Genomic DNA, 26,336 nt, shown 5'->3' with positions numbered 1-26,336 from the left:
CACGCCGAGGAATCGGCAAACCCCTCATGCGCGCAGGCTGCGGTCGGCGGGATGAGCTCATGGGTCACAGGAAGATGAGGCCGGACCGGGTGCGGCCGATCTTGGTCAAGTGTCCGGAAGGTCCTGTGGAGGCGGTCGTGGAGGCCGACGCACTCGACGCCGCGCTGGATATGGACAGCGTGCTGGCGCGGGTACCGTTGTCCGGGGTCGTCTCACAGGACGCCGGCGAGGCACCGCGGTGGCGGGTCGTGGTCGCGGTGCAGGACGGCTGTCCGCAGCCGGCCCGGGACGGCCTCAACTCACTGCTGTGGTTCCGGGCCAAGGACGAGGCACAGAACCCGGCGGAGCGGCGTGCCCTGCTGGCGGCCGTGACCCGGCTGGAGAGCGAGCGCGTCGATGACCTCACCGTGCTCGGGACCCCGCTACCGGATGGCGCGCCGAGGAGTACACAGGGCTGGGGTGCGACGGCATCGGGCAACCCCGGCCCACCGACTCCGAACCCCCGTCCCCAACTGGGACCGCGGCGCCCGGGACGCGAGCATCGACGACGGCCTGGTCCTGGACCCCGAAGCACCCATCGCACCCGCCCAGGCAGCGGAACGGCTGGCACTGCGCGATCTCGGCTACGCCGGGGGCCGCTTCCCCGAGGACGTGCGCGGGGACTCCCAGCGGGCGCTGACGACCCACCCGGTAGGCCGTTCTATCTGTTACGGCGGCAGGGCACCGGGCCCAGCGTGTCGCAGATCTTGAAACCCGTCCCCATGGGAGCCCATGCCGTTCGGCTGGTGCGACACGCTCGGAACCCGGCAGTACCGGCGCCGGCCGGTCCCGAACCTCCTGTGCGGTTTGGGGCGTCTGCGCTTCGGCCGCCGCTCGGCCACGGGGCGCGGCCGACGGCTCAGCTCACGCTGCGCAGGCTCTCCCGCAGATAGTCGTGCACCGCCTCCTCCGGCACCCTGAAGGCGCGCCCTACGCGGATGGCCGGGAGATACCCGGCGTGTACCAGCCTGTACACGGTCATCTTCGACACGCGCAGGGTGGAGGCGACTTCGGCGACGGTCAGCAGCCGCCCCTCGTAATCCGGCAGCGGCGGTTCGGGCCTGTGCCGGGCCTGCGATCGCGCTGCCGCGTGTCAGGCTCGGGTTGGGCCACAGGAGAACCGTCCGGGCGGGGCGGCTGCGCGGTGGCCGGGGCGCTGCGGGATGCGGGGGTGGCCCCGAGCGAGGGCGCCGGCGAGCTGGTTGAGGAAGCCCGTGCGGGCAGGACGGGGGGCTTTCTGGAAGGCTGGAGTAGTGCGTGCCGGGGCGGCGCACAGCTGAGAGCCGAAGGAGTCAGGCCGCACCGGGACCTCCTTGCGCGGAAGCTTTGGCCGTCTGCGCGGACGTGCTCGGGGCTGTCTGCGGCAGGGGTTCCACTGCCTGGTGGGCCAGGCCCTGCCGGAAACAACGGTCTTCGGGGCGGCGATCCCGGCCGCGAGGGCGCCCAGTGGGCCGGCGACTTGTGCCGACGCTCCGAAGGCGGCCGCGAGGCCACCGCCCAGCACGACCCGGATGACTACGGAGGCCAGGTGGGCGGCGAAGGCGGCTTCGCCTTCCTTGCGCCAGGGGAAGTCCTTGACCCGGTGGATCGCGCGGTACAGGACCAGACCCTCCACCGCAGCCGCGCCGGACGACCCCCATAAGGCCGCCGCCCACCACAGCGCCAGACCACTCCCCTCCCCCGCACAGGCCGAGCCGGTATCCGGCCGAGGATGCCGTACCTCTCCGAAGACCGCGAGAGGGGCAGCGGCCATATCCGTCCAGGAGCACAACAGGATCCGGACAGCTGGGCGCCACGGCCGAGCCGCGGAGAAAGCAACCTCGGCCCGGCCATCAGCCGCCGGCTCCCGTCGAATTCCAGAGCGCCAAGCAGCGCACCGGGGCCGGGAAGCATGTCATGCGGCTGCTTGAGCATCGGCTTCGCAGGAGGCGCCGGCACCACCGCGTCGTCCTGGGCGTTCCCGGCGGGCGGAAGCTGATTCATCCCCACGTCCAGAAGCACAACGGCCCCGTGCTGCCAGCAGTGTTCGGCCGTACGGGCACCGCTTCAGCGGTCAGAGTGACGGGGGAAGCCACCCGGCCCGGCTGTATCACACCTCTTCCTCACTGCTGTCGCGTCGGGAAGAGGTGTCGCCGCCTCCGGACGGCTTACCCACAGAGCCTGACCTGCGCGAACGGGCGGCATCCGATGTGGGGGGGGCGCCCACCTTCGGTCATCCCCTCGACCCCTCGCTCGGAGCAACCGTCCAGCCAACGGTTCAGCCGTTCCTCGGCCCGACCCGCTCCTGATACGGCAGGCCGGGTTCTTGGCCTTTGCTGCTGTAGCGCGCGAGATGAGAAAGCCCCCCGGGCACTGCCGGGCAGCGAAGCTTTCGTGGGCCGGGGTATCGCCCGCAACAGGGGATCAGGAGGGTGATCCGGGTTCTCCGCCCTGTTGTGCGCGCAGCAGGCGATCGGCCTGCGCACGGGCCAGGGGAAGAAGAACACGAGCGTTATCTGGGTTTTTATCCGCGTTTTGATAGGTCAGCAAGGCGACGACTGTGCCCACACGCACCGCTATCTGGGTGGAGCGGGCCGGGCTGTGTGCGCTGAGGAAAGCGAGCAGCCGGCCGTGGTGCGTCTCATCGAGCTCGGTCACCCGCTCCTCCCCCGGATGGAGCGGCGGTTCGTCGACCGTCCAGCGGAAAGCCCAGGCGATCGGGTCGACCACTGCCTCGGCGTCCTACCAGGTGGAGCGGCGGCGATCGGCTGGTGGACGGCATCCGCCGCTTCGGCACAGGCGCCGGTCGACACGGTCAGGACGGAGATCAGCCACGCGTGAGAGTGAGGTGTCGGTGGAGCACCGCACATCCTTACGCGCCGTGACGTCAGGGCCAGCCCGCTACCGTTCACCGTGCCGCCTGCTGTCACCGGTCGACTGCCTGCAGAGCGTACGCCGGGCGCTATGGGCGCCGTCCCAGCGGGGTCGTCAATGCGTTGGAGGCACTCCGGCCATGTCATGCTGAGCAGTCGCAATTTCTATTTACATAGGAAAGGGACACTATGCGCTTCCCGTGGCGCCGACGACCGGCAGGGCGGTCGCAACGGCTCCTCAGTTTGGCGGGCGTCACGCCGGGATCGGTTGACGGCACCGACGACCTCGACGTCTGCCGACAGGTCGCCTTTCGGGTCGCCCGGAAGGGTCACAGCGCGACCGTCGAGGTTCTGTCGGTCGTCGAAGACCTTCTGGGCGAAGAGGCAGAGTACGAGTTCGTCGTCACGTTTCTGGAGGACCTCCAAAACCTCGTCTCCCACGGCCTCGACGTTCTCCGGTCCGCTGACGAGATACGTCTGCTCCTCGGGCCCCGCAACACGATCTGCTGGGACACTCTGAACGCTTTCTGGGCCGCGGTGGCCGACTGGCGGGTGCGCACCGGCCAGCCGTTGCAGCCCGCCGCCCCGCTTCTTGGCGTCCAGGACGACCACCTGCGCATGCTTCTGTGGACGACGAACAGGGCACTCCCGTCGGGCGAGAAGCTCGGCATAGCCGACGCTGTGCGCTACGAGAAAGCCGGCGAGCCGACTATCCCTGGATACAGCCACATCGCGGTCGCACTGCGCATCGCCGGGCAGGACGGGTCCTGACCCCGCAATCGAAGGACGTCGCGCTCTCTCCGAGGCGGTCCCCTTCATTGCCCCTCCCCCTTTGTTGCTGTCGAACATGAATGGGTGTTGTCGGCGGTATGAGGTTCGGCAAGTCGCGCGGCCGTACCCCGTAGGGATCCAGGTTCGATGCTCACGCCCACAATGTGCCGGTGATGAAGAGCGAGGCGGATCTGCTGACGATACTGGTCAAGCTCGATGACCCGGAGTGGCTGGAGTGGCCGTCCGGCTGCGATCGCACCCGGACGGCTGCCCTGTTCGGCGACCTGGTGGCACGGCTTGAGGCCGACTTCACAACTCACTGCCGAGCGGGACACCCAGGACTCCAGCGAGTACGGACGTGTCGTCGTGCCCGCGGAAGCAACCTTGCGTGGGACTCGGATCGTGGCCTGCGTGAGCAAGTTCGGGTCCCTCGCCCTCATCTGTGCCGAGAACCCAGGAGCCTTCCTCGGCACAGAGGATGCCCAGGCCCAGGGCGAGCTGGATGCCGCCGATCTCGCCAAGGTCGAATGGGCACTGGCCGATCTCGGGTATGTGGTACTTCCCGAAGAACTACTGGAACGCGATTACGACGGGCCCAGCCAGTTGCCTTCGCATGTCCAGCGGCCCAGTTGGTGGCATCGCTTCTTCGGCAGCTTCTGATGACCACATTCTGAGAGCCAAGACGGTACCGACGACGCAACCGCCGACCAGGCCCGGGAAGTATTGGATCTGCTTGAGCCTGCGTTTGACGGCCTTCGTGATCCGGCGCCGAGGTCGGCTGCGGTGAGGTTGCCGACGTCGCGTCTGACAAGTGATCAGATGCCCTCCTGCCGATGGCGGCCGGTGAGTATGCGGACAGCTCGAAGACGGTGAGCCAGTCGGCATTCACGGCGGTGAACTCCCGAAGCGGGGCCGTTAGGTGGATCCGGACGCAGGCGCATACCAGGATGATTGGGCCACCGAGCCCAGGACGCGGGCGCGTATGAGCAGGCTGCGGAAGTCGCGCCATCCGAAGCCCTTGGGCTGGTCCTTGCGGCCGTTGTACTCGCAGACCGCGTGGGAGGTTCGAGACCGCTCGCCGGGTTTGTAGCAGGCAGGCGGGGATAGCACCACACCTCGCCCACAAGCTCAGTAGTGCGCCCCGGCTGCGTCCCGGACGGCGGTGTGGACGGCTCGGGCGAGGCGGGAGCCCCACAGAGATCGGGGGCCGGCGAAGGCGTGGGGTTCCTCGCCGGGGCGCGGAGCGTGCGCGGCGACGCAGACCGCGTCGGTGGGTGTGCCGGAGCAGTCGAACCCGGCGTCGAGCAGGGCTTGCACCTTGGCCTCGGTGGCCGTGGCCACGGCGTTGACCAGTGCCGCGTCGGTCAGGGGGGCCGGGACGGCGAGGACGATGTTGATGGTGCCAGGCCGGGGGCGGCGGTCGTGCCGTCGGCAGTGCGGCGGCCCAGCCGCGCACTCCAAGCCCCGCGGTGACGACCGCCTCGGCCCCGCCGTCGCGCGCGTGGCCGTGGGCCCGGACGTCCGCGGCCGTGAGCAGACCCACGCCCGGCCCGCGCGCGCCCGCCCCGGAGGCCAGGGCGGCGAGGTGCCGGTCCGGGTCGGTGCGCCGGTAGCCGTGCGGGACCTGGGCGTTGAGGACCCAGGACCGTTCACCGATGCCACCGCCGAGTACCGCGCTGCTGACCACCCGCCACCCGGGCCCCGCCCGCCACTCGCGCCGAGGTCGGCTGGGGGCAGCTGCGCGCGGTGGAGAAGGGCCGGCGCTCCCCGCTCTCGCCGCCCTTTAGCCGCAGCCGGCCCGACGAACACCGGCCGGAAGCGATGGCGCCTCTCCGCCTGCGGGGGAGGAAGCGGGGCACCACCGTCCCACACGGGCACATCCCAGTCCTGAGAATCAGGAAACGCACGTGCGCTCAAGCTGTGGTCGGCAGGATGGGCGCATGAGTCATGGGGAGACGACGCCGGACGGGGTACGGCCGATCAAGGTCAGGTACCCGGAGGGTCCGGTGGAGGCGGTCGTGGAGGCCGACGCACTGGACGCCGCGCTGGATGTGGACACGGTGCTGGTGCGGGGGCCGTTGTTCGGGGTCGTCGCACAGGATGCCGGCGAGGAACAGCGGTGGCGGGTCGTGATCGCGGTGCAGGACGGCTTTCCGCAGCTGGCCCGGGACGGCCTCAACTCGCTGCTGTGGTTCCGGGCGAAGGACGAGGCCAAGGACGTGATGGAGCGGCGGGCCCTGCTGGCGGCGGTGGCCCGGCTGGAGAGCGAACGCGTCGATGAGCTCACCGTGCTGCGGACCCGCTACCGGGTGGTGCGGGCCGAGGAGTACACGGGGCTGGGACCCGACGGGATTGAGCAGCCTCGGCCGACCGACTACGAGCCCGCCGTCCCCAACTGGGACCGCGGCGCCCGGGACGCGCGCATCGATGACGGCCTGGTCTTGGACCCCGACGCGCCGATCACGCCCCTTCAGGCCGCGGAACGGCTGGCGCTGCGCGATCTCGGCTACGCCGGGGGCCGCTTCCCCGAGGACGTGCGCGGGGACTCCCGGCGGGCGCTGACGACCCATCCGGACGTGATGCCGCTGCCCCCCGTCTTCCGGATCGTGGAGCAAGACGGGCAGGGGTGGAAGGCCAGCGGCGGTCCGCACGCCACCGCCCACGACGCCCGCAAGTCGCTGGACTTCGCCCTGACCTGGCTCGAGCCCCGCCGGCGCGGCCTCATCCCCTGGGACTGCGACGACAGAACGGTCGACGCCCGCGCGATCGCCGCGCAAGGAACCGACCCCGCGGCCGGAGAGCTGACCGAGTACGCACAGGCTGCCGACCGGCTGCGGACCGAACGCGCCAACCAGCTCGAGGCCGGCGGCACCGTCTACCGGATCTGCCGCGCCCGCCGACTCCTGCGCTGGGGCCCCGACGGGCCCGAAGGGCCACGCCCCTCCGACACCGACGGCCACCCTCCCGCGCAGATCCACCCCTACCTCGACGAAGACGGCAACGTGCACTACGACGATGACGCCAACGAAGACTGACATCACCGGCGTAGGCGACGGACGAGGCGCTGAACGAAAGGCCCCGCAGCGCGCTGCGGGCCCCCGCCGGGGCCTTTCGCGCCGGCGGCACGACCGCCCTCCTGGCTGAGCGAATTCGTCCGCACGGCACGCCCGCGAGCCGTAGGCTCCGTCCATGGGCGACTTTTATGTGCCGCATGCCTTCTCCGACATCGACGCGCACCCCGACCCCGGGCGGCTGGTCACCACGCTGCACCGCCTGAGGGCCGAGTCGTTCTTCGTCTCCTACAAGCAGCGTCTGCGCGGTCTGCTTCGGGCGCAGCCCGGCCGGCGGTTTCTCGACGTCGGGGCCGGCACCGGGGATGCCGTGCGCGAACTCGAAGCCGAGACCGGCGCCGAGGCCGTCGCCTGCGACCTGTCCCAGACCATGTGCGCCGAAATGAAGCGCGCCGGCCTCCGGCGGTTGGCCGTTGCCGACAGCCGTCGTCTTCCGTTCAAAGACGGGGCGTTCGACGGAGCGTGGGCGGACCGTGTCCTCCAACACGTCCAAGGCCCCGGCCAGGCGCTGGACGAGATGCTGCGCGTCGTCCGCCCGGGAGGTCGCATCGTCATCTGCGACCCGGACACGGCGACGCAGGCTCTGAACATCGAGGACCACCAGCTGGCCGCGGAGATCCTGGACCTGCGCCAGAGGGTCAGTGTCCAACACGGCACCTTCGCCCGACGCGTTCCCGGCCTGCTCACCGCGCGTGGTCTGCTCGACGTCGAGGTCGAGCCGCGTACTCTCCTCGTCCGCGACAAGAGCACCGTCGACGACACGATGGGCATCCGCAGCTGGGCCGAGGTCTTCGCCGACCTTGGCCACCTCGACCGGTCCGAGGCCCAGCGGTTCAACACGCTCCTCGACAAGGCGATCGAGGGCAGCCAGTTCCTGTACTCCGTCACCTACTTCCTCACCTCCGCCACCGTCCGGTAAGCGACGAGGGCGCCGCCATCTGACCCCGTCGGCGGCCCGCGTTTCCACGACATCGCGATGGGGCTCCTCCAGGCCGCCGGCGACTTCGCTGCCGTCGGCTTGACCGCAGAGACAGCACGGGGGCTTGGCCCTGTCCACGACCGGGCCCTGGCGGAGCGCCGGCACGCCCACCACCAGGAGCACGCCGTGCTCGGGCTGCTGTCGGCCGAGGAGAACCTGTGCCGCCCGCACGGGTAGCGCGCCACAGGCACCAGATGCCCGGGACTACGGCGCACGGGTGTGCGAACCGGCGCGCGCACGATGCGTTGAGTTGCGCGCGATGCAACGCACTCCCCCGCCTGGTGGTGCGCATCGGGCGGACTCCACCTGCGCCTGGCGATGCCTTCCCCTCTCTACTCGGTGTGGGCGGTGCCGCGCACCTCCAGGTGGAACGCACCATGAGTGCCACGCAGTCAGAGCTCCGCGAGGAGGCGGAGGACCGCGGCGGTGATCTCGCGTTGGCCGTCGAGGGTGATGTGGACGCCGTCGTCGAGGTGACGGCCGGTGACCGCCGGGCGGGTGTCGACCGCCGGTTCCGGGCGTTCGAGGAGGTACGCGGTGATGGCGTCGACGTCCTTGCCGGCCCATGTCAGTCCCGCCCTGCGGAAGGGCTCGAAGGACGCGACCCGCTTCTCGTCGACCGGTGTCGGGGTGAGCCAGACCCAGCGGGCGTCGGTGAGTTCGCGCAGGGCCGCCAGGTTGCGCCGGGTCTCGGAGGCGCTGACGAGGGTGGCCGGACCGGTGCGCCGGGCGTCGTTGGTGCCGAGCAGGCACAGTACCCAGCCGGGCCGGAGCCGGGTGAGGGCCGGGGCCTGGGCCAGGGCCTGGGTGGTGGTGGAGCCGGAGACGGCGAGGTTGGTGACGGCGACGCCGTCGGGCAGCAGGTGCCGCAGGATCTCCAGCCAGGAGAGCCGGTCGGCGGTGGTGCTCTCGCCGAGGGCGACGATCCGCTGCCCCGGCGCGAAGGGCAGCCGGGCCGGCAGGCCGGCGGTGCCCGGTGCGTCGCGGAGCACCGCCGCCGCCGTGCGGGTCTGCGCGTCGAGGGCCGCCAGCCGGTCACGGTACGCCGGTGGCGTCAGGCCGAAGAGCCCGGCGACACGGTCCTCGTCGAGGCCGGTGAGGTACGGGAGGTCGCGTTCGGGGCGCTGGAAGCGGACGAGTTTGGCGGTGAGCGCCTCGTGGGCGGCGGTCTCACGGTCGGGGTTCATGGGCACTCCTCGGTGCGGACGCGGTACGAGCCGGTGTGGGCGCCTGGGTGCGGGCACGCTCCCGGGGCAGCAGGAACCCGGCGGCCACGAGCCAGATCAGGCCGGAGAAGCGGGCGGCCGGCAACAGCGGTGCCGTGTCCTCGGCGAGCAGGACGAGCACGCCGAGTTGGGCGACGGCGGCGATGACCAGCCCGGCGTACGCGAACCAGCGGGGCAGCAGCCGGGCGAGCAGCCCGGGTACGGCGATGCCGGCGACGAGCAGGCCGAGCGGCGCGACGTGGCCGGGGCCGCCGGAGACGAACGCCACGTAGTGCAGGGCTCGGACGAGCCCGGGCTGCGCCAGGACCTCGGGGCGGGTGAGCACCCAGCTCGCGAGCGCCGAGCAGACCAGCAGGCCGGCCGCGAGCAGTCCGCCGGCCAGGGCGATGAACGCGCCGGGGGCCCGCACGCCGAGCCGGTGCAGACGGGCGGTGACGGTGGCGGCGTAGACGGTGAGCGGCATCGCGGCGGCGAACTGGAGCGCGGCCCCGAACCGTACGGCGTCGTCGTGGTCGCGGAAGTAGGCCACGATCGAGTCGGTGTCCCCGAAGGGCGAGGGGAAGGGGCTGCCGCCGGACAGTACGGCGGTAAGAACGACCCCGGCCACGAAGAGCGCGGCGAAGACGGTGGCGACGGCTCCGGGCGGCGGCCCGCCCTGGTGCGGGGCGCTGGACGCGCGGGTCGCGGCCGCGGTGACGGCGGTGCTCATGCGATCACCCGCCCACCGGTCAGGTCGAGGGTGGCGCCGGTGACCCAGGAGGCGGCGTCGGAGGCGAGGTAGAGAACGGCCTCGGCGATGTCGTCGGACCGCCCGAGGCGGCCAAGCGGGAACCCGGCGGCGAGTGCGGCCCGCTGCCCGTCGGTCGTCTCCCGCCGCATGCGGTCGTTCGGTACGGCGGAGGGTGCGAGGCAGTTGACGCGGACGCCGTGCCGGCCGACCTCGGCCGCCAGGTGCTTCGCGAACATCACCACCCCCGCCTTGGCGACGGCGTACGCGATGTTCGCACCGCCCGGGACGCGCCCCGCGGTGGAGGACATCAGGACGACGGCGCCGGAGCCCTTTTCGATCATGCCGGGCAGGAACGCCGAGACGGTCAGGAAGACCGAGGTGAGGTCGGATTCGATGACGGAGCGCCAGCGGTCCGGGTCAAGTTCCGCGGTGGGTACGGGGCCGCCCTGGCCGCCCGCGAAGGGGGCGAGGATCTCCACCGGGCCGAACTCGCCCTCCACTCGGGCGCGGAGCCGGTCGACGGCGGCGGGGTCGGTGACGTCGGCGGGAGCGGCCAGGGCCTGCCCGCCGCCTTCGGCGATCGAGGTGACGACCGCGGCGACGGCGGCCGCGTTCCTGCCGGTGACGGCGACCCGCGCGCCGTGCGCGGCGAGGGCCCGGCAGGTGGCGGCGCCGATGCCGCCCGAGCCGCCGGTGACGAGGGCGGCCTTGCCCGCGAGTCCGGAACGGGACCCGGGGCCGGGATGGGGATGGGGACTGGAGTTGGAGATGGGGCTGGGGCTGAGCGGGGCCGGGGAGGCCGAAGGAGATCGGGATGACACAGCGCAATCCATTCTCTCTACTGAACGATTCATACAGCTGAATCGTTCTGGTGGCGTACGATAGCCCCGTGAGCACGACAAGGCAACCGAGCGAGGAACCCGGCAGGGCTTCAACTCACCCCCGCGGCACGGCCTTTCTCCTGGCCCAGATCGGGGCGCACGCGGCGGGCCGCTTCGGCGAACGCGTCGCCGCCCTCGGCCTCACCCCGCCGGACGTCGGGCTGCTGCGCATGATCGCCAACCGCCCCGGGCTCAGTCAGCGGGCGCTCGCGGCGGACCTGGGCGTGGTGCCCAGCCGAGTCGTGACCCTCGTCGACCACCTGGACGGCAAGGGGCTCGTCGAGCGGCGGCGCAGCACCGAGGACCGCCGCAACCACGCGCTGCACCTCTCCCCCGGCGGCCGGCGGATGCTGGAGGAGATTGGCGAGGTGGCCGCGGAGCACGAGGCCGACATCTGCGCCGGCCTGGACGCGGAGGAGCGCGCCACCCTTACCGCACTCCTCGAACGCGTGGCCGCGCGACAGGGCCTCACACCTGGCGTGCACCCCGGCTACCGGGGCATGGCGAAAGGGAGGCCCCGGTAGGCACCGACACTCCCGACGGTCGTCGCGCGTCCGCAACGGCCGGCGCCCGCGCGGCGGATCATGCGGCCACCTCGGGTTCGGGAGATCCCACGAACGAGAAATGGGAGCTCCCCCGCACCCGGCCGGACTCTCTCGGCGGCGACAAGCCGCACCCCCCGCGCCGCAACCGCCGCTACTTGCGCAGACGGCAGAACAAGCACACCCGCGATCCACACGCGCGGGAACGAAGCGGAGCGGCTGAAGGAGCCCGTCGACGATCCGCTGCCCGAACTTCAGGAGCGCGGGGACGGGCCATCAGCGAGCAGCTGGTCTAGCGGGCGCGCTCTCCGGGCAGCCGGCCGTACTTCTTCACGTAGTCGTCGGTGATGCCCTCGAGGACGCCTTCGATCCGGCGGCGGCGGGTGGAGGACCAGTCGATGAGCTCGGAGCCGACGCCGGCCATCTCCGTCACCGGGCGCAGGCCCGGCGTCACCTCCCGGGGCGCGGTCGCCGACCCGGCTTCTCGCACCTCGGTGGTCATCTCCAAGGTGTACAGCGGGTCGGCCGCCACGATGTTCTTGTAGAGCCGGACCGTGTCCAGCGCGTACCAGAAGCCATCCGCGCGCTGTACCCGGTTGGCGATCAGACAGTGCTCATGCAAGACCTCCGTCCAGGAGCTCGCGCTTCATGCGGTCGGCGTCCGGGTGCCGGCCTTCCCCGGACACCAGCTTCGTCTGCCGTTCCGTCACCACCTGTCCGTCCGTGAGGACAAACACGGGCAGGCCGCGGCCCCTCCACGCCCCGGGCGGCCGCCCGGCCATCTCCTGGGTGTCCTTCAGCGACCAGTCGGCCACCCGGTGCCCGTTCCCCGATGCGACGCCTCGCCGCGCACGCAGTACCGCCAGGCATTCCGTCGCTGGACCTTCGCAACACTGATCAACCCGGCAGCGAACACCTGCTCTGGCCTGTGCGAAAGAACGGTTCCGCGGGGCGGGGGGGGTGACCGGAACTTCACGGTCGATCCCGCACAGCGGGTGCCGGCAGCGACGTCTCGCCCGTCCCGCGGGCGCCTCCGAGACCACGCAACTCCCGCGCGTCGCCCGGCCACACGCCCCCCCACCCCGAAAACCGCCAGCAGATGACTCCACTGTCAAGGCCCGTACATCTACGCACAGCTCTCCGTGGGTGACGCTGTCGGGGATTTTGTTGGCTGGTTCTGAACATCTGGGTGCCACGGGCCTCCGCGTCACTCGTTGATGGGGCTGTGGGGGGGTTCCGGGGGTATCCGGTTTCCGTCAGCCGGGTGGCGCGGGGATCTGGTAGGGCCGTATGGGTCAGGCAGTGGAGGATGAGGGTTGGCAGGCTGTGGCCGGTGTGGTGCCGTCGGTGGCTGCCGCGTTCGAAGCGGACACCGAGATCGGCCAAGCCCGTGATCTCGCTCGTTCCTTTCTGACGGACGTGCAGGCGGTGCACGGCTTGCCGGTGTCCGAGCGGGCGATGGGCATGGTGCTGCTGGTGGTGAGCGAGCTGGTGACCAACGCGCGCAAATACGCCCCGGGACCGTGCCTGCTATCGCTGGAGGTCGACGAGGGCGCCGTCGAGGTGACCGTGTGGGACAGCGAACCGGGGCTGCCGTCGGTAGGCGCTCCCGACGCGGAACGGATCGGTCAGCATGGCCTGGAAATCGTCATGGCGGTCTGCCGGAGCTTCGCGATGCACCGCGAACCCGTGGGCAAGCGCATCACAGCCGCCGTCGTGCTCGCCGACGGCCCGGGCGGCGGCCAGACGCCGTGATCACATAGCCACGCCCACGTCAAAGGGCGGTTTCCACCCTTGTGCACGCTCGATGCCCTGCACCGCCCGCACCGGGTGCGCATCGCGGCCGTGCACTGGATGCCGCAGCCCGGGCGGAGGGAGACGGTTGCGGACGGGGCGGGAGTGCACTGCACCGTCGGTCAGCGCACCGGTGCGCCTGATGGGCTGTGCCGTCACCGCGGCGAGCGTGGGGAAGGCGAGGGAGCCGGGCTGGAACCGCTGCCGCCCGCCGGAGGCTCCGACAGCGTCGGCACACCATCGCGAGATGGGAGCCCTTACGTCGCCTTGTGACGTCACAGCCCAGCAGTTGTCTTCGGGGTGAGGCTGGACGGCACGGCCGACGAGGTGACATCGGTCCTGGCGCGGGAACGGCCGTGATCAGCACTCGCTTCCGAGCGGATCAAGCCACATTCCGGCCCCTACGGTGACAGTCGCCGCTCTCCGAGGGCGGGATGACATTCCCCAGGCTCATGATCGGAATCGAGCACCATGTCGCATGACAACAGCACCGCACTCCGCCGCCTCGGCAAGGCGACTGCCGCCGTGGCGATCGCCGCCGCAGCATGCGGTCTCGCCGTGAGCCCCGCCGACACGGCCCCCAGCAGACGGCCTCGGTCTCCTCGGCCCTCGGCGACGGCAACCTCCTCCCCGGTGACGCACTGAGCGCGCACAGGTCAGGGCGCGTCCTTGTGTGCGGTCAAGGCCAGGTCACGGTGGGTGCGGGGGTGGCCGGTGCGGAGGGGACGCCGCTGGGGCCGACGGCGACGATCTCCAAGGCCGTCGTGGTTTCCTGCCCGTGGCGTAGCAGCTCGGGGACGTGGCAGACCGTGTTGGTGGTGGCGGCCAGGAAGACCTTCGGCCGCGTGCGGTAGACCTCGAAGTGGTGCACGGGCGCTGTGGGCGCCGGTTCTTTCCAGCGCAGGCGCAGGGCTTTGCCGCGGTCCGTGGCGCCGGCGGCGATGGAGACGACACTCGGGTCGGTAGGTGCCGCCGGAGCGGTCAGCGGCTCCTGGTGGACGGCGAGCTGCCCGATGCGGAGGGCGGAATGGGCCACAGTGGCGCTGGTGGCACTCAGGTGCAGGCCGATCTGGGCGATGGCCCGGCCCTGGTGGGCGATATCCAGGTCGGCCGTAAGGGTCTGCCAGTCGGTGGACGTGACATCGCCCAGATCCGCGAGGACGAAGCGGGTGGGGTCGTCGGTGAAGGCGAGTGCGGCCTTGAGGTGGAGGGAGTGCGCGGCCTCGCTCTTGGCGGTCACTGTGATCCGGGTTCCGGCGGCGACGGGCAGCTCTGCCTGGTAGAGGCGGAGGAGCTGGGGTTCGCCGGCCTCGACGGCACCCTGGAGGAGGAGGCTGGTACCCCCGTGGTAGGCGTCGTCGAAGGCGAGGGAGGGGGTGAGTCCGGCGCCGTCGCCGCTGATGATCCACCGATAGGTCGGCAGGACGTCCTGCAGCGACAGACTGTGCCAGCCGCCGACGCGTACTTTGTCGCCCTGGGCGTAGAAGTCGGTGCCGTGCCCGGTGTTGAAGCTGGTGACGAACGGCAGCTCGCACACCGGTGAGTACTCGGGGATGCAGCGGGCCACCCCGGTGCGTGCGGTGGCGCCGGTGGTGTCGGAGGGATCACCGTTCGGCCCGACCCAGAACACCGACTCCTTGCGGTAGTACTCCTCCAGCTTCATCGAGTCGATCTCGCCGAGGCTCGGCATCGACGCTCTTTGCGCCGGATACAGCCCCACCGAGACCCGATGCTCCTTTCCCGGTGGGCACACCTGGTCCAAGTCGCCGTATTTCTCGACGAGTTCCAGGCCGGCGTACAGGTCGTACGGGCTGCGGCCCAGCTTCCGCGCCAGAGCCGCGGATCCCTTCAAGTGATCGGCTCCCCACCAGTAGTTGAGGAACATCGAGTCGGCGACCTGTGTGCCGTCGTCCTGGAAGAACATCTTGTTCGCGTCGGTCAGTGCGTTCTGATAGGAGATCGACCCGTCCTCGATCATCGAGTCGTACCACATGACGTCCACTTGCCCGGGAGCCAGGCCGCGGGTGTAGGCCATGAAGGCGCGCATGTCGGCGCCGATCCGGTCGATGCGGGACGCGGGGGTCTCCTGGTTGACGAACCAGCCGTCGAAGCCGTAGGTCCGCGCGACTTCGACGAGCTTGTGCGCCACCGGGAAGGTGACCTGATGACCGCTGACCTTCTTCCGCACGAAGTCCCTGAGTTGCTGCCGGTGGTCTTCGTCCGAGCCCGCGGGAAAGAAGATCGAGCCGTAGACCTTGACGCCGTTGCGGTGCGCGGCGTCGATGATCGTGGGGTTCGGCGCCAGAATGAGCCCCTCCTTCAGCGAGCCGCCGAACGCCACGACGATATCCACGTACTGCCAGTAGCCGAATGCGTAGTATTTCCAGGTCGGTGCTCCCTGCGACGGATTCTTCGATGTCTCGTGGAATTCGGCCAGGGACACGAGCCGGGCTTCCGGGCGTGCGTTGGCGTTGGCGGCCACCTTGAGGTTCCGCACACGCTTCGCGAGCGGCACCCGGGAGCGGTTGAAATCCGCGTCCGGGTCCTCTTTCGGGTCCCAGTCCAGCAGGGTGCGCGGATGCCAGACCGAGGCGTACGGACAGAGGTCCGGTGGCAGCGGGCCAATGTCCTCGCCTGCGGAAGCCGGCGGAGTGTTCATCGGAAAGCCTTTCTTGCGCGGCTCCGGCAGTACCGGCGCTCGGACGGGCCGGGGCCGCGCGGATCTCGGTCCGCTCAGTCCATCGCGCCGAGCAGGGGTTCGATGTCAGCACCCGCCGCAGGTCACCAGGCTGGAGTACTCCATCGCGCCATCTGCCGGAGGCCGCACTTTCGGGCGCGTGGCCGGGCCGGGGGTCTGAGCAGGCAGCCCGCACCCTGCGGGCCGGCAGCAGGAACGACGACATGCCGCTCCGCTTCCGCACCGCCGACTCGCGCTCCCTTCGCTACGCCGCGGAGCGGGCCCTGGGCGACATGCGCGCGACCGTGCTCACCCCACTCGGCGGCTGGGGCGGTCTGGAGCAGATCCCCCCGCCCCCCTTCGCGCTGGACCGCGACTCCGCGCGGCGGTCCAGCCCGTAGGAGACCGACGCCATGGTCGGCGGCGTCCGCTGGTGCTACGGGTTCGAGCTGGGCAGGCACCGCGTTTCGACCACAAGCGCCGCCCGCTGGCGTTCGTCCTGACCGCGGGGCGGAAGGGGCGGTCAGTGGCGGGTGTCCGTGCGGGGGCGTTGGAGGGTGAAGGTGTCGACGGGGGTGAGGTCGCCGTGTGGGCCGTCGAAGGTGTAGTAGGTGACCCGCATGCGTGTCAGGCCCTCGTGGCGGTCGCCGGGGTCGACGTCGAACGCGGCGAAACCGCGGTTGTACTTGCGGTCCTGGACGGCCGCCCAGGGGGCCTCCTCGGCGATCCACACCGGTTCGCGGTGGCCGGAGGAGGTCTTGTCGTCCTTCAGGGCGACGAGGACCCGGGCTTGGGGCGTGTCGAAGAGGTCGTCCTGGCTCGTGGCGATGTTGCCGCCCGCGCCGATGACCATGTGGACGGTGCCCTTGCTCGTGTCGACCAGGTCGGTGCGGGTGGCCGTCGGTATGGGGGTGCGGGTCTCGTTGGGGAGGGTGCCGCGGACCGGGTGTGAGCGCTCGTAGTGGTGTTCGTGGCCGCTGACGACCAGATCGACGCCGTACGCGTCGAACAGCGGGCCCCAGGCCCGGCGCACCCCCAGGTCGCTGCCGGCGCTGCGGTGGCTGGAGATCATCGGCTGGTGCATGCACACCACGATCCAGTCGATGTCCCGGTCCGCCCGCGCCGCCTTGAGTTCCCGCTCCAGCCAGCGGCGCTGGGCGCCGCCCGAGTAGCCGCTGATGTAGGTGTCGCCGCCGTCCTGGAGTGCCACGTCGTCGTTGGCGAGGCTGATGAAGCGGACGGCGCCGACGGTGAACGCGTACCACATGCCCCGCGTCTCCTCGTCGCCCGAGGTGGAGGAGGGCAGCGCGAAGTAGGTCTGGTAACCGGCGGCGCCGATGGGGCCGTTGCCCTTCTCGTTCTCGTGGTTGCCCGCGCAGGGCATCCATGGGCGCAGCCGGGTGGAGCGGCTGTTGTTGATGAACCAGTCCGCCCAGGTCGCCACCCGGCTGGTGCCCCACGCGCCGGCGATCGCGGCGTAGCAGAGGTCGCCGTTGACGAAGTTGAACAGCGGGGCGACCCGTTCCACGGCGGCGACGATGTCGGCCGAGGCGGGCGAACCGACCTGGCTGCTGGTGTGCAGCGGGAAGCGGTTGACCGGGGAGGGGACACCGTCCGGGAGGTGGATGATCCGGCGCAGGTTGGGTGTGGCCTGGTCGCCGAAGCTGGTGAAGGTGAAGGCGGCGCGGCCGCGGGGTGCCGTGGTGAACGAGCCGGTCTCGGGGGTCGCGCCGTCGTGCCCGGCGGTGTAGAGGTACGTGGTCGAGGGGCGCAGGCCGGTGATCCGGGCGTGGTGGACGTACACCTCCTCCTTCGACAGCCCGTCGCGGTAGGTGCGGGTCTCGGCCTCGACGGCCCGGCCGCCGTGGCCGCCCGCGGGCGAGCCGAGCCGCACCTGGGGTCGGCGGACCGACTGCGGGGTGATCCAGGAGACGGTCATCTCCGACGACGGGTCCGAGCCGAACTGCAGGTGCACGCCCAGCACTCCGGGCGCGCCCAGCCGGTGCGGCCGGTTCTGCAGCAGGGGTCCGACGGCCGGCGCCGCCGGTGAGGGGGCGGCCGCCGCTTCCCCTTCACCGGCGGCGGTGGCCACGAAGGAGGCGGCGGCCGCGGCCGATGAGCCCTTGAGTACGGATCTCCGTGTGATCGCCATGTAACGCCCTGCTTTCGTGGGGGAGTTGATCAATCAGGGCACTGTAAGCGATGGCGTGTTGATATGCCCATGACGAATTCGTGGGTGCGGTGCGTCCGGTCGGGTGGATGGGAGCGGGCGCCGGCCGTGACGTCGCGCGCGTCAGCCGTTCGCCCGGGGTGCCGGGGAAGCCGGCCGTGGGCGGTGGGGAGCAGGCGCGCGATGAGTGTCCACGAGCGGGCGGCCAAGGCGGATGTCGGTCGCGGCGAGCGAAGGTCGTCTTGCCTGACCCCGCCGAGCCCAGCGGCACCCTGCGACGACGTCTGAAGGCGAGGAAGCCGCGGGCCGGCACCCGGCGTCCGCAGCGTGGCAGGGCGCAGGCGGCGACGGCGCGCAGTGCCCGGAGGGTACCGGCCGTCGCCTTCCCGCACCGGGCGGCGGACGGGGTCGGCAGTGGTCGCTTCGAGGGGGCGTTCGCCCGGCGGTCGGCGTCGGAGGCCGTTGTCAGTGGTGGGTGAGAAGGTGGGAACACCGAGTCGGAACGAGGGGGAGACGGCCATGTCCGGAACGCAGAACTACATCAATCACGTTGCCCTGGTGCTGGACGCCAGTTCGTCCATGTCGCATCTGAGCCAGAAGGTCGTCGACGTCGCCGACCAGCAGATCGCCTACCTGGCCCGCCGGTCGGAGGAGCTGGACCAGGAGACCCGTGTGACGGTGTACGTCTTCGCGAACGAGGTCGAGTGCGTCATCTACGACAAGGACGTGCTGCGCATGCCGTCGCTGAGGGAGCTGTACCGGGTCGGCGGGATGACGGCTCTGCTGGCGGCCACGCTGAAGTCGCAGCATGAGCTGGCGCAGACAGCGCAGCTGTACGGTGACCACAGCTTCCTCACGTTCGTCCTGACCGACGGGCAGGAGAACGCGAGCCATCACTGCGCGGACGCTCCTTCCGGTGACCGGCGTGAGCTGGTGCGGGCGGTGGCCAGGATGATCGAGACGCAGGAGGACAACTGGACGCTGGCCGTGCTCGTTCCGGACCAGATGGGCAAGCGCGAGGCCATGCAGTGCGGTTTCCCGAAGGACAACATCGCCGTCTGGGACGCCACGAGCACACACGGCCTGGAAGAGGCCGGGCAGGTCATCCGGGAGGCCACCGAGAAGTTCATGGTGGGCCGCTCGCAAGGGATCCGGGGGTCGCGGGCCGTGTTCTCCACGGGGGCGGAGGCGGTCAATCAGGAGACCATCAAGGCGGCCGGTCTCACTCCGGCGGACCCTTCGGGATACGAACTGATCCCGGTGGTGCGGGAGATGGCCATACGCGACCGGGTCGTCGAGCACGGTCACGCTTACCGTACCGGCTGCGCATTCTATCAGTTGAGCAAGTCGGAGAAGGTCCAGGCGCGCAAGCAGATCGCGGTGCTGGAGAAGGAGACGGACCGCGTCTACACGGGGCCGGAGGCACGCGCCCTGCTCGGACTGCCGGACGTGGAGGTCCGCGTCAGGCCCGACCACAACGACGACTTCACGATCTTCGTCCAGAGCACCAGTGTGAACCGGAAGCTCGTACCGAACACTCGGTTGCTGGTGATGCTCTGACGGAGGCGGTTTCGGGGCGCGCACGGGTTGGTACCCATCTGGACCTCTGGACGAAGCGGGCCTCGGCGCGGAGGTGAGCGGCCCGTGGCGGGATGCGCCGCGTCACGCGGGGTCGGTGGTGGGGGGTGGAGGGGCCAGGATGATGCCTCGGCGGGCGTAGAAGCGGCCCAGTCTGTCCCAAGGGACGGGGAAGTCGCGTTGGGAGGTGCCCGGGAAGCCGGAGGGGTTGTGGATCAGCAGGCAGTGCTCGGTGGCTCCGACCGCGAGCACCAGGTGGCCGCCCTTGGCCGGGGGTTCGCTGTCGGGGTGGCGGATCGACGGGTGCACCGACAGGATCGCCAGTCCGCCGGCGGCGAGGATGCCGGGGAGGTCGGCGGCGGACAGTTCGGGGCGCGCCTCGGCCGCCAGGCCGAACCGGTCCCGCACCCAGGAGGCGAACGGCGCGTGGATCAGGCCGTGCAGCCCGTCGGCGTGCTTGACGTATCCGCCGGCGGCGGTGCATTCCGCGGCCAGTTCCATCGCCTTCGGCGGGGTCCGCCCGAAGTGCGCGAGGGCCATGCGCAGACAGGCGATGCCGCAGAGCCGCCAGGACCACCACGCGTACTCCTCCGGGTCGGAGGCGCCGTACTGGGCCCAGGCCGGGTCCTCGCTCGCCCGGATCCGGCCGGTCACGATGTCCTCGACGAGGTGGGCGGAGGCCCACTGGGCGAAGTACGGAACCGGTGCCGGCCGGAGGGTGGTGAGCGTGTCTTTCATGGGTCCTGAGCCTATCCGGCCGGCCGGTCAAGCGGGCCTGGGCGGTCAGGGCGGTCTGGGCGGCTCCGGCGTTGGGCGGGCGGGGCCCCGGGCGTCCGTGTGCGCGTGACGCGTCGGGTCAGGTGGTGTGCCACTGCTGGTGGGAGCCGAGGTTGCAGTCCCAGAGGATGACGGACGCGCCGTTCCACCAGTTGGCGTTACCGATGGTCAGGCATCGGTCGTACACCGGATCGCGCAGCCGGGCGCCGTCCCAGACCCACTGCTGCGGGGCTCCGCCGTGGCAGTCCCACATGTTGAGCGCGGCGCCGTTCTCGCTGTTCCCGGCGACGACGTCGAGGCACTTCCCGTTGAGGTCGCTGCGGATGGTCGAACCGTCCCAGTACCAGCGTTCGTTGGAGCCGCCGTGGCAGTCCCACATGTCGACCAGCGCGCCGATGCCGGTGTTGCCCGCTCTGACCTCCAGGCACCTGTTGTTCATATTGGAGGCGATCATGAAGCCGACCTTGATCCGGGCACCGTCGGGGCGCTCCGCGGCCGGAACCGCGGCCGTGGCCGTGGTCGGCGCGGCGAAGAGGCCGGCCAGGCCCAGGCACAAGCCCACGGCTGCCGACAAGGAGCCCAACCGCCTTGACGTACGCACAGGTACCTCCAGTGGGTGCACGGGCTTTCGTCGGCGCCGACCCTAGGGGCCGGACAGGGCCACGGGTGAGACGAAAACCCGCCGCCCGTGTCCTGCCCCTCGTCGAGGGGCTGGTCCCGGGACGGGTCCGGGCTCGTGTCCGGCCGTCTGCGGCGGTCTCGCCGGGCGGCTGTTCGTGGATCCGCCCCCGGCCTCCGCGGTCGATGTCAGACCCTGGCCTCATCATGGAAGCCGGCCCGAACGCGATGGGTGATGTGCTGCGAAGGAGGGGCAGGAAGCATGGCCGACGGTACGGGCGGCTTCCACGCCGCCACGGGTGACGAGGGGCCGTCCGCGCCCGCCGGTCGGAGGCCCGACGAGCGTGCGGACGCCGTGCGGCAGGCGATGGACGGGCTGCACCGGATTCGTGCGGTGATGAACCCGCCGGCCGGCAGGCCGTTGTCCGTGCCCGCCGACTGGGAGCGCCTCCAGCCGGTCCGCGCCGTCGCCCTGGCGCTGGAGGCCGCCGGTGTGCCGCCGTCCGCCGTCGGGACCGACGGCCGGCGCCTGGCGACCGGTTACCGTGTGCACGCGGACGGGGGGACGGTACGCGTCGAGTGGGTCGGTCCGCCCGGCAGTCGCGTGCGGTATCAGCAGCAGGAGGGCCTTCGGCGGTGCGCGGACGTGCTGCGGGGGCTGGGCTGGCAGGCACTGGAGTACCGGGGGGCGCGGGGGCTGCGCTGGTTGGAGGTCGAGCCGCCGTGATCCCGGGACGGGGCGCCTCGTCCCGCGGAGCCGAGCCGATCCGGGCCCGGCCCCTTCCCTCCCCTCCCCTCCCCTCCCCTCCCCTCCCCTCCCCCGCAATGGTCGGCGTCGCGACGCCGTCGGTTACCGAATAGTGCACGCCGGCGCGGGCGCGCGGTTCCAGCGCATGCGGGACCAGGGCAGGGTCAGTCCGCTCCGGTCGGACACGTCGCGCGGGGCCAGGTCCGTGATCGGGACGGCTTCGTGGTGGCGGGCGTGGACGGTGTCGGTGTAGCGGTGGCCGGTATCGGCGGCGATGAAGGCGGTCGGGCGAGCGCTCACGTTCGTGGCGGGCGGCGAGGTAGCCGGCGCCGGTGGACAGGCCCGCGAAGACCGCGTGCCGCCGTAGCAGGTCGACGCTGCCGGCCAGCGCCGCCTCGAAGGAGATCCAGTGGAGGGTGTCGTATAGCTCGTGTGAAACGTTCCCGAACGGGATGGAGCTGCCGATTCCGGCGATAATGATCTCGGGGTCGGTGACGTGTTCGGCACCGAACGTGACGCTTCCGTACGGCTGGACGCCGACGAGCTCGACGTCGGCCGGCCCGTCGGGCCCGTCCCGCAGTCGGCGGGCGAGCGCGCCCGTGGAGGCCCCCGAGCCGACCCCGCCGACGACGGTCAGTCCGTCCGCGCCGACCGCCTCCCGGATCCGGTCGGCGATCGGACGGTAGCCGAGGTAGTGGATGTCGTCGTGGTACTGGCGCATCCAGTGGTACTCGGGGTGTTCGGCGAGGATCTCGTGGATCCGCTCCACGCGGCGCTTCTGGTCCAGTTTGAGGTCGCTGCACGGCTCCATCTGTTCCAGCGTCGCGCCGAGGACGGCCAGTTGGACGCGCAGAGTGCGGTCCACGGTCGTCGAGCCGACGATTCGGGCTCCCCGTCGCGCTGCGGGTCCGCGGGCACGGGCGCGCCGCCATCCACGCCATGGTCGCCGCCCGCGGCTACCCCTCCTTCGGCCTCACGACCGGGCGGCTCCCCGACGGGCTGACCGCCCGCCCCCTGACCGACCCTGTACCGCTCTATCCGTGGCACGCCGTCTGGCACCCGGCCACCGGCGCGTCACCCGTGCTGGACCGCACCCTCGAACTCGTCCATACCTACGCCCGGGACCACGGCTGGCACCGCCTCCCCGACCGCGAGTGGTGGCTGCCCGAGCCGGACCGCGAGGCCGTGGACCGGGCGGCGGGGGCGCGGTCGCGCTGAGCCTGTCCTTTAACCAGGCGGCTGGCTCAGTGCCGGGCTGAGTGTCAGTGCTGGCACGTAGATTGTGCGGGTGAGCTGGGATGTATTCATCATGCGGTTTCCGCCCGAGGCCGAGGCGATAGACGAGATCCCCGAGGACTGGGAGCCACCGAGCCTGGGCGCGGGCCGCGACGTTCGCGGTGTCCTTGCGGATGTGTTGCCGGGCATCGAGTATTCGCAGAATGGTTGGGGCGACTACGAGGGGCCCGGCTTCTCCATCAGTACCCCGGTCAACGAGGCTGATGACGCCCCGGTCGCCGGAGTCAGTCTCTTCATCCATGGCGACAGCGAAGCAGCAGCTCACGCTGCCCTCGCGGTCGCCGATGCGTTGAAAGCACGGGCCTTCGAGACCGGGTCGGGAGACTTCCTCACCGCGGACTGCGCCCAGTCGGCTTTCGATGCTTGGCGCGCATACCGGGATCGCGTCCTGGACCAGCGTGGGCACTGAGCACGTCTTCTGACCTCTGAGGCTGTCGCGTTCGATGATGTTCTAGGGCCGTCTGGTCGTCTTCCCGACGTCCTAGCGGGTCGTGGGACGGCGATTCTAGGAGCCAAGCGGTCTTCCTGGTCCAGGTGTTGAGGGTTTGGGGGCACGGGCCGGGACGGCCACCCGGCTCGAAGAACCGACGCCCCGCCACCCGCTACGACGTGGGCAAGACCGCGAAACGACCAGAAAGCATTACCGAACGAAACCTACTCAGACCATAAAGAACAAGCTGAGGGAGACGGGCGCGGGTCCGTCTCACGGTCCGTCCCGCGCGTCACTTGCCGAGGCTTCTCGCCGCGGCGGCGCGCCGGGCGAAGACCTCGTCCCGGGCGTCCTCCATCTCGCGGAGGGCGGACTTCCGTTCCCGCCGCGTCAACCGGTCCAGGTACAGGCGGCCGTTGAGGTGGTCGGTCTCGTGCTGGAGGCAGCGGGCGAAGTAGCCCCTGCCCTCGATCACCAGCGGATCGCCGTTCTTGTCACGGCCCCGCACGACGGCGCGGTCGGGGCGTGGCACGACGCGGTAGGGGCCGGGGACGGAGAGGCAGCCCTCGGATTCGTCCACCAGGCGGCGGTGTTCGGCGGGCACCTCGTCCAGGACGGGGTTGGCTATGTGCCCGACGTGGCGGACGCCCCACTCGTCCGTGATGTCCCAGACGAACAGGCGCAGGTCCACGCCGACTTGGTTGGCGGCGAGTCCGGCGCCGTCGGCCGCCTGGTTGGTGGCGAACATGTCGTCGATCAGCGCCGCCAGTTCGGGAGTGCCGAACCGGGTCACCTCCCGGCACGGACGGTGCAGGACCTCCTCCCCGACCACGGTGATCCGGCGCACCGCGCCGCGTTCCACCTCGGGGGCGAGGCGCGGGTACGACGCGACGGGCTCGCCCTGCACGCGTACGCGGCGGTCCCGCGCGGTGTCACCGAAACCAAGAGCCATGAACGATCAACGCCTTCCGTGTGTGCCGCCGGCGGGACGCGGGGTGCCGGTCCGGCCGTCTGACAGGTTGCCAGATGCTTTGCAAAGTAGCACCCTTTGCAAAGTGAGTGATCAAAACCCTCGAACCACACCCGCCGGTCCCCCGCCGGACCGCGCCCCGCGCTCCCTTCCCGACCACCCCGTCCGGATCGCGCTGCTGGACCTCCTGGCCGAGGCCGGCACCCTCACCTCCACCGAGGCCGCCGTCCGCCTCGGCCACAGTTCCGGCCTCTGCTCCTTCCACCTGCGTCAGCTCGCCCGGCACGGCCTCATCGAGGAGGTCCCGCACCAGGGCGGCCGGGCCCGGCCGTGGCGGCTGCGCTGGGGCTCGCCCGAACCGTCCGGCCGGCCCCCGCAGGCCGAACACGACGAACCGGAAGCGTTCCCGGCCCTCGCCCGCGGGCTGGAGGACGAGAGCTACCGGCAGTGGCTGACCCACCGGCACCAGGCGCCGGCGGAGTGGCAGCGGGACGACTCCTTCAGCGCCGTCCTCCACCTCACCCCGGCGGAGGCCGCCGAACTCACCTCGTCCGTCCGCCGCTTGTTCGCCGCCTACCGCGACCGCGACGAGGACCCGGCGGCGCGCCCCCGGGGCGCCGTGGCCGTGGCCGCGATCAACCGGCTGTTCCCCCTCGTCGGCGGGGCGTTCCCTGCGGCTTCGGCGGAGACGGGGGCGGAGTAGCACCCGGCGCGCCCCTCCCCGACGCGGGGATCACCGCGGCCGCGAACCGGTGTGATCCCGGCGGGCGGGCGGCAGCGCGTCCTTCTCCCCCGCCGGTTCCGCCACGGAGAACCAGGCGAGGACGGAACCGGCGACGCCGACCGCCGCGGTGGCCACCAGGACCCGGTTCAGGCCGTCGGCCATGGGGCCACCGCCATGTTGGAACAGGACGCCGAAGGCGGCGACCCAGAGCGTCTGCCCCAGTTGCCGGAAGGTCGTCATGGCGCCGGCCGCCATGCCGGACCGCTCGGCCGGGAACGCCGCGAAGACCGCGGTGCCCATGACCGGCCCCGTCAGTCCCACCCCGACGCCGGTGACGGCGAGTCCTACGGCCAGGGACGCGGCGGACGAGTCGGCGCGCAGCCCCGCCTGCAGCGCGCAGCCGGCCCCGTTCAGCAGCAGACCTGCGGAGAGGACCACGCGCGGAGGCTTTCCGTGCAGCCTACGGCCGCCGATCAGTGAGGTGACGAACGAGGCCAAGGCGAGGGGCATGAGCGCGAGCCCGGCACGTACCGGCCCCAGGCCGAGCCCCGACCGCAGACACAACGAGGTGTAGACGAGCGCCGCGAAGGCGGCCGTGGAGGCGATCACGCACGTCATCACCGCGGAGAAGGACGCCCGGGTGAACAGCCGCACGTCCAACAGCGGCGCGCTGCGGCGCAGTTCGACGCGGACGAAGACGGCGAAGGCGAGGGCGGCCAGGGCCGGCAGCCCGAGTGCCGCCGGGGATGTCCAGCCGTCTTCGCCGGCCCGCGTCAGGGCGTAGGCCAGCGATCCCGCGCAGACCGCGAAGGCGACCGTTCCCGGCAGGTCGACGCGGATCCCGGCATCCGGCCGCCCGGCCGTCAGGACGCGCAGGGACAGTGCGACGGTGACGGCGACGAGGGGGAGGTTGAGGAAGAAGACCGCCCGCCAGCCGAGGTACTGGGTGAGGACACCGCCGAGCATCGGCCCGACCGCGGCGGCCAGGCCGGTCACCGCCCCGAAGACTCCCATCGCCCGTCCCATGTCGGGGCCCCGGTAGACGGCGCCGATCAGGGCGAAGGTGGTCACGGCCATCGCCGCGCCGCCGATGCCCTGCACCGCACGGGCCGTGATCAGCACCCCCGTGTCCGAGGCCAGGCCGCACGCCAGGGAGGCGAGGCCGAAGACCGTCAGGCCGGCCACGTACACGGCGCGCGCACCGTGCCGGTCGGCCAACGCCCCCATGGTGAGCAGCGAAACGGCCAGAACCAGTGGGTAAACGGTCACCACCCACTGCAGGGCGGGCAGCGGAGCGGACAGGTCGTCCCCGATGTCGGGCAGGGCGACGGTCAACACGGTGGTGTCGAGCAGGAACAGGAACGTGCCGAGGCAGACGGCCGCCAACGGCCACCACTTGCGCATGGGGCTTCCTCCATGGAGCTTGTCGGTTGCCTCCACGGTCGGGACCGGCACCCTGATCA

Annotated in this window: 27 protein-coding genes and 4 pseudogenes; 15 read left to right on the top strand and 16 right to left on the bottom strand. The window is 71.2% G+C overall.

What is annotated here, in order from left to right; all coding sequences use genetic code 11:
* Positions 1-26: 26 nt before the first annotated feature.
* Both K7I03_RS34170 and K7I03_RS33480 read left to right on the top strand, forming a co-directional pair.
* Positions 27-359, top strand: a pseudogene (locus K7I03_RS34170) (DUF5954 family protein); the annotation flags it as partial.
* A 37-nt stretch (positions 360-396) separates the two neighbouring features.
* Positions 397-750, top strand: a complete 354-nt coding sequence (locus tag K7I03_RS33480) for a DUF5954 family protein (RefSeq protein ID WP_317988284.1) — start codon at positions 397-399, stop codon at positions 748-750.
* 148 nt (positions 751-898) lie between these two features.
* On the opposite strand, the gene K7I03_RS33475 is transcribed toward K7I03_RS33480, so the two are convergent.
* The gene (locus K7I03_RS33475) at positions 899-1,087 is read right to left on the bottom strand and encodes a helix-turn-helix domain-containing protein (protein ID WP_224347755.1); all 189 of its coding nucleotides are present in this window, start codon (positions 1,085-1,087) and stop codon (positions 899-901) included.
* A gap of 1,355 nt (positions 1,088-2,442) precedes the next feature.
* A complete protein-coding gene (locus tag K7I03_RS34165; protein ID WP_313772156.1) occupies positions 2,443-2,748 on the bottom strand; it encodes a hypothetical protein in 306 nt (101 codons plus the stop codon).
* Positions 2,749-3,134: 386 nt separating this feature from the next.
* Between K7I03_RS34165 and K7I03_RS33465 the strand changes: the two genes are divergently transcribed.
* Positions 3,135-3,662 carry a hypothetical protein gene (locus K7I03_RS33465; RefSeq protein ID WP_185943003.1) on the top strand — a complete coding sequence of 176 codons (528 nt, stop codon included), beginning with the start codon at positions 3,135-3,137 and terminating at the stop codon, positions 3,660-3,662.
* A gap of 411 nt (positions 3,663-4,073) precedes the next feature.
* Entirely contained in the window at positions 4,074-4,322 is a 249-nt protein-coding gene (locus K7I03_RS33460) for a hypothetical protein (RefSeq protein ID WP_224347365.1), read from the top strand.
* 12 nt (positions 4,323-4,334) lie between these two features.
* Here K7I03_RS33460 and K7I03_RS34560 read toward each other — a convergent pair.
* Together K7I03_RS34560 and K7I03_RS33455 are read right to left on the bottom strand one after the other, a co-directional pair.
* A pseudogene (locus tag K7I03_RS34560) lies at positions 4,335-4,784 on the bottom strand (IS630 family transposase); the annotation flags it as partial.
* A gap of 93 nt (positions 4,785-4,877) precedes the next feature.
* Positions 4,878-5,349 (bottom strand): annotated as a pseudogene (locus K7I03_RS33455) (adenosylcobinamide amidohydrolase); the annotation flags it as partial.
* Positions 5,350-5,602: 253 nt separating this feature from the next.
* Here K7I03_RS33455 and K7I03_RS33450 point away from each other — a divergent pair.
* From K7I03_RS33450 to K7I03_RS33440, 3 genes are all read left to right on the top strand, one after another.
* Positions 5,603-6,697, top strand: coding sequence for a DUF5954 family protein (locus K7I03_RS33450; RefSeq protein WP_185943004.1), 1,095 nt, complete (start codon positions 5,603-5,605; stop codon positions 6,695-6,697).
* 154 nt (positions 6,698-6,851) lie between these two features.
* Positions 6,852-7,652 (top strand): methyltransferase domain-containing protein, encoded by an 801-nt coding sequence (locus K7I03_RS33445; RefSeq protein ID WP_185943005.1) that lies wholly within the window; start codon positions 6,852-6,854, stop codon positions 7,650-7,652.
* A 99-nt stretch (positions 7,653-7,751) separates the two neighbouring features.
* Complete coding sequence (locus tag K7I03_RS33440) at positions 7,752-7,889, top strand: hypothetical protein (RefSeq protein ID WP_224347364.1); 138 nt, start codon at positions 7,752-7,754, stop codon at positions 7,887-7,889.
* 215 nt (positions 7,890-8,104) lie between these two features.
* On the opposite strand, the gene K7I03_RS33435 is transcribed toward K7I03_RS33440, so the two are convergent.
* Genes K7I03_RS33435 through K7I03_RS33425 form a run of 3 tightly spaced genes read right to left on the bottom strand, consistent with a single transcriptional unit; the run spans position 8,105 to position 10,489 of the window.
* Positions 8,105-8,899, bottom strand: a complete 795-nt coding sequence (locus K7I03_RS33435) for an SGNH/GDSL hydrolase family protein (protein WP_185943006.1) — start codon at positions 8,897-8,899, stop codon at positions 8,105-8,107.
* Positions 8,883-9,647 (bottom strand): hypothetical protein, encoded by a 765-nt coding sequence (locus K7I03_RS33430; protein WP_224347363.1) that lies wholly within the window; start codon positions 9,645-9,647, stop codon positions 8,883-8,885. Before K7I03_RS33430 ends, K7I03_RS33435 begins: the two co-directional genes overlap by 17 nt.
* Positions 9,644-10,489 carry an SDR family NAD(P)-dependent oxidoreductase gene (locus tag K7I03_RS33425; protein ID WP_224347362.1) on the bottom strand — a complete coding sequence of 282 codons (846 nt, stop codon included), beginning with the start codon at positions 10,487-10,489 and terminating at the stop codon, positions 9,644-9,646. Before K7I03_RS33425 ends, K7I03_RS33430 begins: the two co-directional genes overlap by 4 nt.
* 68 nt (positions 10,490-10,557) lie before the next feature.
* On the opposite strand from K7I03_RS33425, the gene K7I03_RS33420 reads away from it, so the two are divergent.
* Positions 10,558-11,073, top strand: coding sequence for a MarR family winged helix-turn-helix transcriptional regulator (locus K7I03_RS33420; protein ID WP_185943008.1), 516 nt, complete (start codon positions 10,558-10,560; stop codon positions 11,071-11,073).
* A gap of 310 nt (positions 11,074-11,383) precedes the next feature.
* On the opposite strand, the gene K7I03_RS33410 is transcribed toward K7I03_RS33420, so the two are convergent.
* Both K7I03_RS33410 and K7I03_RS33405 read right to left on the bottom strand, forming a co-directional pair.
* Entirely contained in the window at positions 11,384-11,713 is a 330-nt protein-coding gene (locus K7I03_RS33410; protein ID WP_224347361.1) for a relaxase domain-containing protein, read from the bottom strand.
* Entirely contained in the window at positions 11,706-11,906 is a 201-nt protein-coding gene (locus K7I03_RS33405) for a hypothetical protein (protein WP_224347360.1), read from the bottom strand. Before K7I03_RS33405 ends, K7I03_RS33410 begins: the two co-directional genes overlap by 8 nt.
* Before the next feature lie 475 nt (positions 11,907-12,381).
* Here K7I03_RS33405 and K7I03_RS33400 point away from each other — a divergent pair, with 475 nt between their 5' ends.
* Entirely contained in the window at positions 12,382-12,846 is a 465-nt protein-coding gene (locus tag K7I03_RS33400; protein WP_185943009.1) for an ATP-binding protein, read from the top strand.
* Positions 12,847-13,564: 718 nt separating this feature from the next.
* Here K7I03_RS33400 and K7I03_RS33395 read toward each other — a convergent pair.
* Positions 13,565-15,544, bottom strand: a complete 1,980-nt coding sequence (locus K7I03_RS33395; RefSeq protein ID WP_185943010.1) for an endo-beta-N-acetylglucosaminidase — start codon at positions 15,542-15,544, stop codon at positions 13,565-13,567.
* A gap of 242 nt (positions 15,545-15,786) precedes the next feature.
* Here K7I03_RS33395 and K7I03_RS33390 point away from each other — a divergent pair, with 242 nt between their 5' ends.
* Positions 15,787-15,963 carry a hypothetical protein gene (locus K7I03_RS33390; RefSeq protein WP_185943011.1) on the top strand — a complete coding sequence of 59 codons (177 nt, stop codon included), beginning with the start codon at positions 15,787-15,789 and terminating at the stop codon, positions 15,961-15,963.
* Positions 15,964-16,085: 122 nt separating this feature from the next.
* Here the strand turns inward: K7I03_RS33390 and K7I03_RS33385 are convergent, their stop codons facing one another.
* Positions 16,086-17,714 carry a purple acid phosphatase family protein gene (locus K7I03_RS33385; protein ID WP_185943012.1) on the bottom strand — a complete coding sequence of 543 codons (1,629 nt, stop codon included), beginning with the start codon at positions 17,712-17,714 and terminating at the stop codon, positions 16,086-16,088.
* Positions 17,715-18,251: 537 nt separating this feature from the next.
* Here K7I03_RS33385 and K7I03_RS33380 point away from each other — a divergent pair.
* Positions 18,252-19,292, top strand: a complete 1,041-nt coding sequence (locus tag K7I03_RS33380) for a vWA domain-containing protein (RefSeq protein ID WP_185943013.1) — start codon at positions 18,252-18,254, stop codon at positions 19,290-19,292.
* A gap of 102 nt (positions 19,293-19,394) precedes the next feature.
* Here the strand turns inward: K7I03_RS33380 and K7I03_RS33375 are convergent, their stop codons facing one another.
* Both K7I03_RS33375 and K7I03_RS33370 read right to left on the bottom strand, forming a co-directional pair.
* Positions 19,395-20,048: a C39 family peptidase gene (locus K7I03_RS33375; protein WP_185943014.1), complete on the bottom strand. Its 654-nt coding sequence runs from the start codon at positions 20,046-20,048 to the stop codon at positions 19,395-19,397.
* A 118-nt stretch (positions 20,049-20,166) separates the two neighbouring features.
* A complete protein-coding gene (locus tag K7I03_RS33370) occupies positions 20,167-20,661 on the bottom strand; it encodes an RICIN domain-containing protein (RefSeq protein ID WP_185943015.1) in 495 nt (164 codons plus the stop codon).
* 306 nt (positions 20,662-20,967) lie between these two features.
* Between K7I03_RS33370 and K7I03_RS33365 the strand changes: the two genes are divergently transcribed.
* Positions 20,968-21,432: a hypothetical protein gene (locus K7I03_RS33365; RefSeq protein WP_185943016.1), complete on the top strand. Its 465-nt coding sequence runs from the start codon at positions 20,968-20,970 to the stop codon at positions 21,430-21,432.
* A gap of 123 nt (positions 21,433-21,555) precedes the next feature.
* Here K7I03_RS33365 and K7I03_RS33360 read toward each other — a convergent pair.
* Positions 21,556-22,336: pseudogene (locus K7I03_RS33360) on the bottom strand (pyridoxal-phosphate dependent enzyme); the annotation flags it as partial.
* A 56-nt stretch (positions 22,337-22,392) separates the two neighbouring features.
* Here K7I03_RS33360 and K7I03_RS33355 point away from each other — a divergent pair.
* Both K7I03_RS33355 and K7I03_RS33350 read left to right on the top strand, forming a co-directional pair.
* Positions 22,393-22,671 (top strand): hypothetical protein, encoded by a 279-nt coding sequence (locus tag K7I03_RS33355; RefSeq protein ID WP_224347359.1) that lies wholly within the window; start codon positions 22,393-22,395, stop codon positions 22,669-22,671.
* Between the two features lie 70 nt (positions 22,672-22,741).
* Positions 22,742-23,158, top strand: a complete 417-nt coding sequence (locus K7I03_RS33350; protein ID WP_185943017.1) for a hypothetical protein — start codon at positions 22,742-22,744, stop codon at positions 23,156-23,158.
* Positions 23,159-23,471: 313 nt separating this feature from the next.
* Here the strand turns inward: K7I03_RS33350 and def are convergent, their stop codons facing one another.
* Complete coding sequence (gene def, locus K7I03_RS33345) at positions 23,472-24,131, bottom strand: peptide deformylase (protein WP_185943018.1); 660 nt, start codon at positions 24,129-24,131, stop codon at positions 23,472-23,474.
* Between the two features lie 103 nt (positions 24,132-24,234).
* Here def and K7I03_RS33340 point away from each other — a divergent pair, with 103 nt between their 5' ends.
* Positions 24,235-24,852, top strand: coding sequence for a winged helix-turn-helix domain-containing protein (locus tag K7I03_RS33340; RefSeq protein WP_185943019.1), 618 nt, complete (start codon positions 24,235-24,237; stop codon positions 24,850-24,852).
* Between the two features lie 30 nt (positions 24,853-24,882).
* On the opposite strand, the gene K7I03_RS33335 is transcribed toward K7I03_RS33340, so the two are convergent.
* The gene (locus K7I03_RS33335) at positions 24,883-26,277 is read right to left on the bottom strand and encodes an MFS transporter (protein ID WP_185943020.1); all 1,395 of its coding nucleotides are present in this window, start codon (positions 26,275-26,277) and stop codon (positions 24,883-24,885) included.
* Positions 26,278-26,336 lie beyond the last annotated feature (59 nt).

It is taken from the genome of Streptomyces mobaraensis, from assembly GCF_020099395.1.
In the GTDB taxonomy this organism is placed as follows: domain Bacteria; phylum Actinomycetota; class Actinomycetes; order Streptomycetales; family Streptomycetaceae; genus Streptomyces.
Note: the sequence above shows the minus strand (reverse complement) of the source record. Positions and strands in the feature narration are given on the sequence as shown.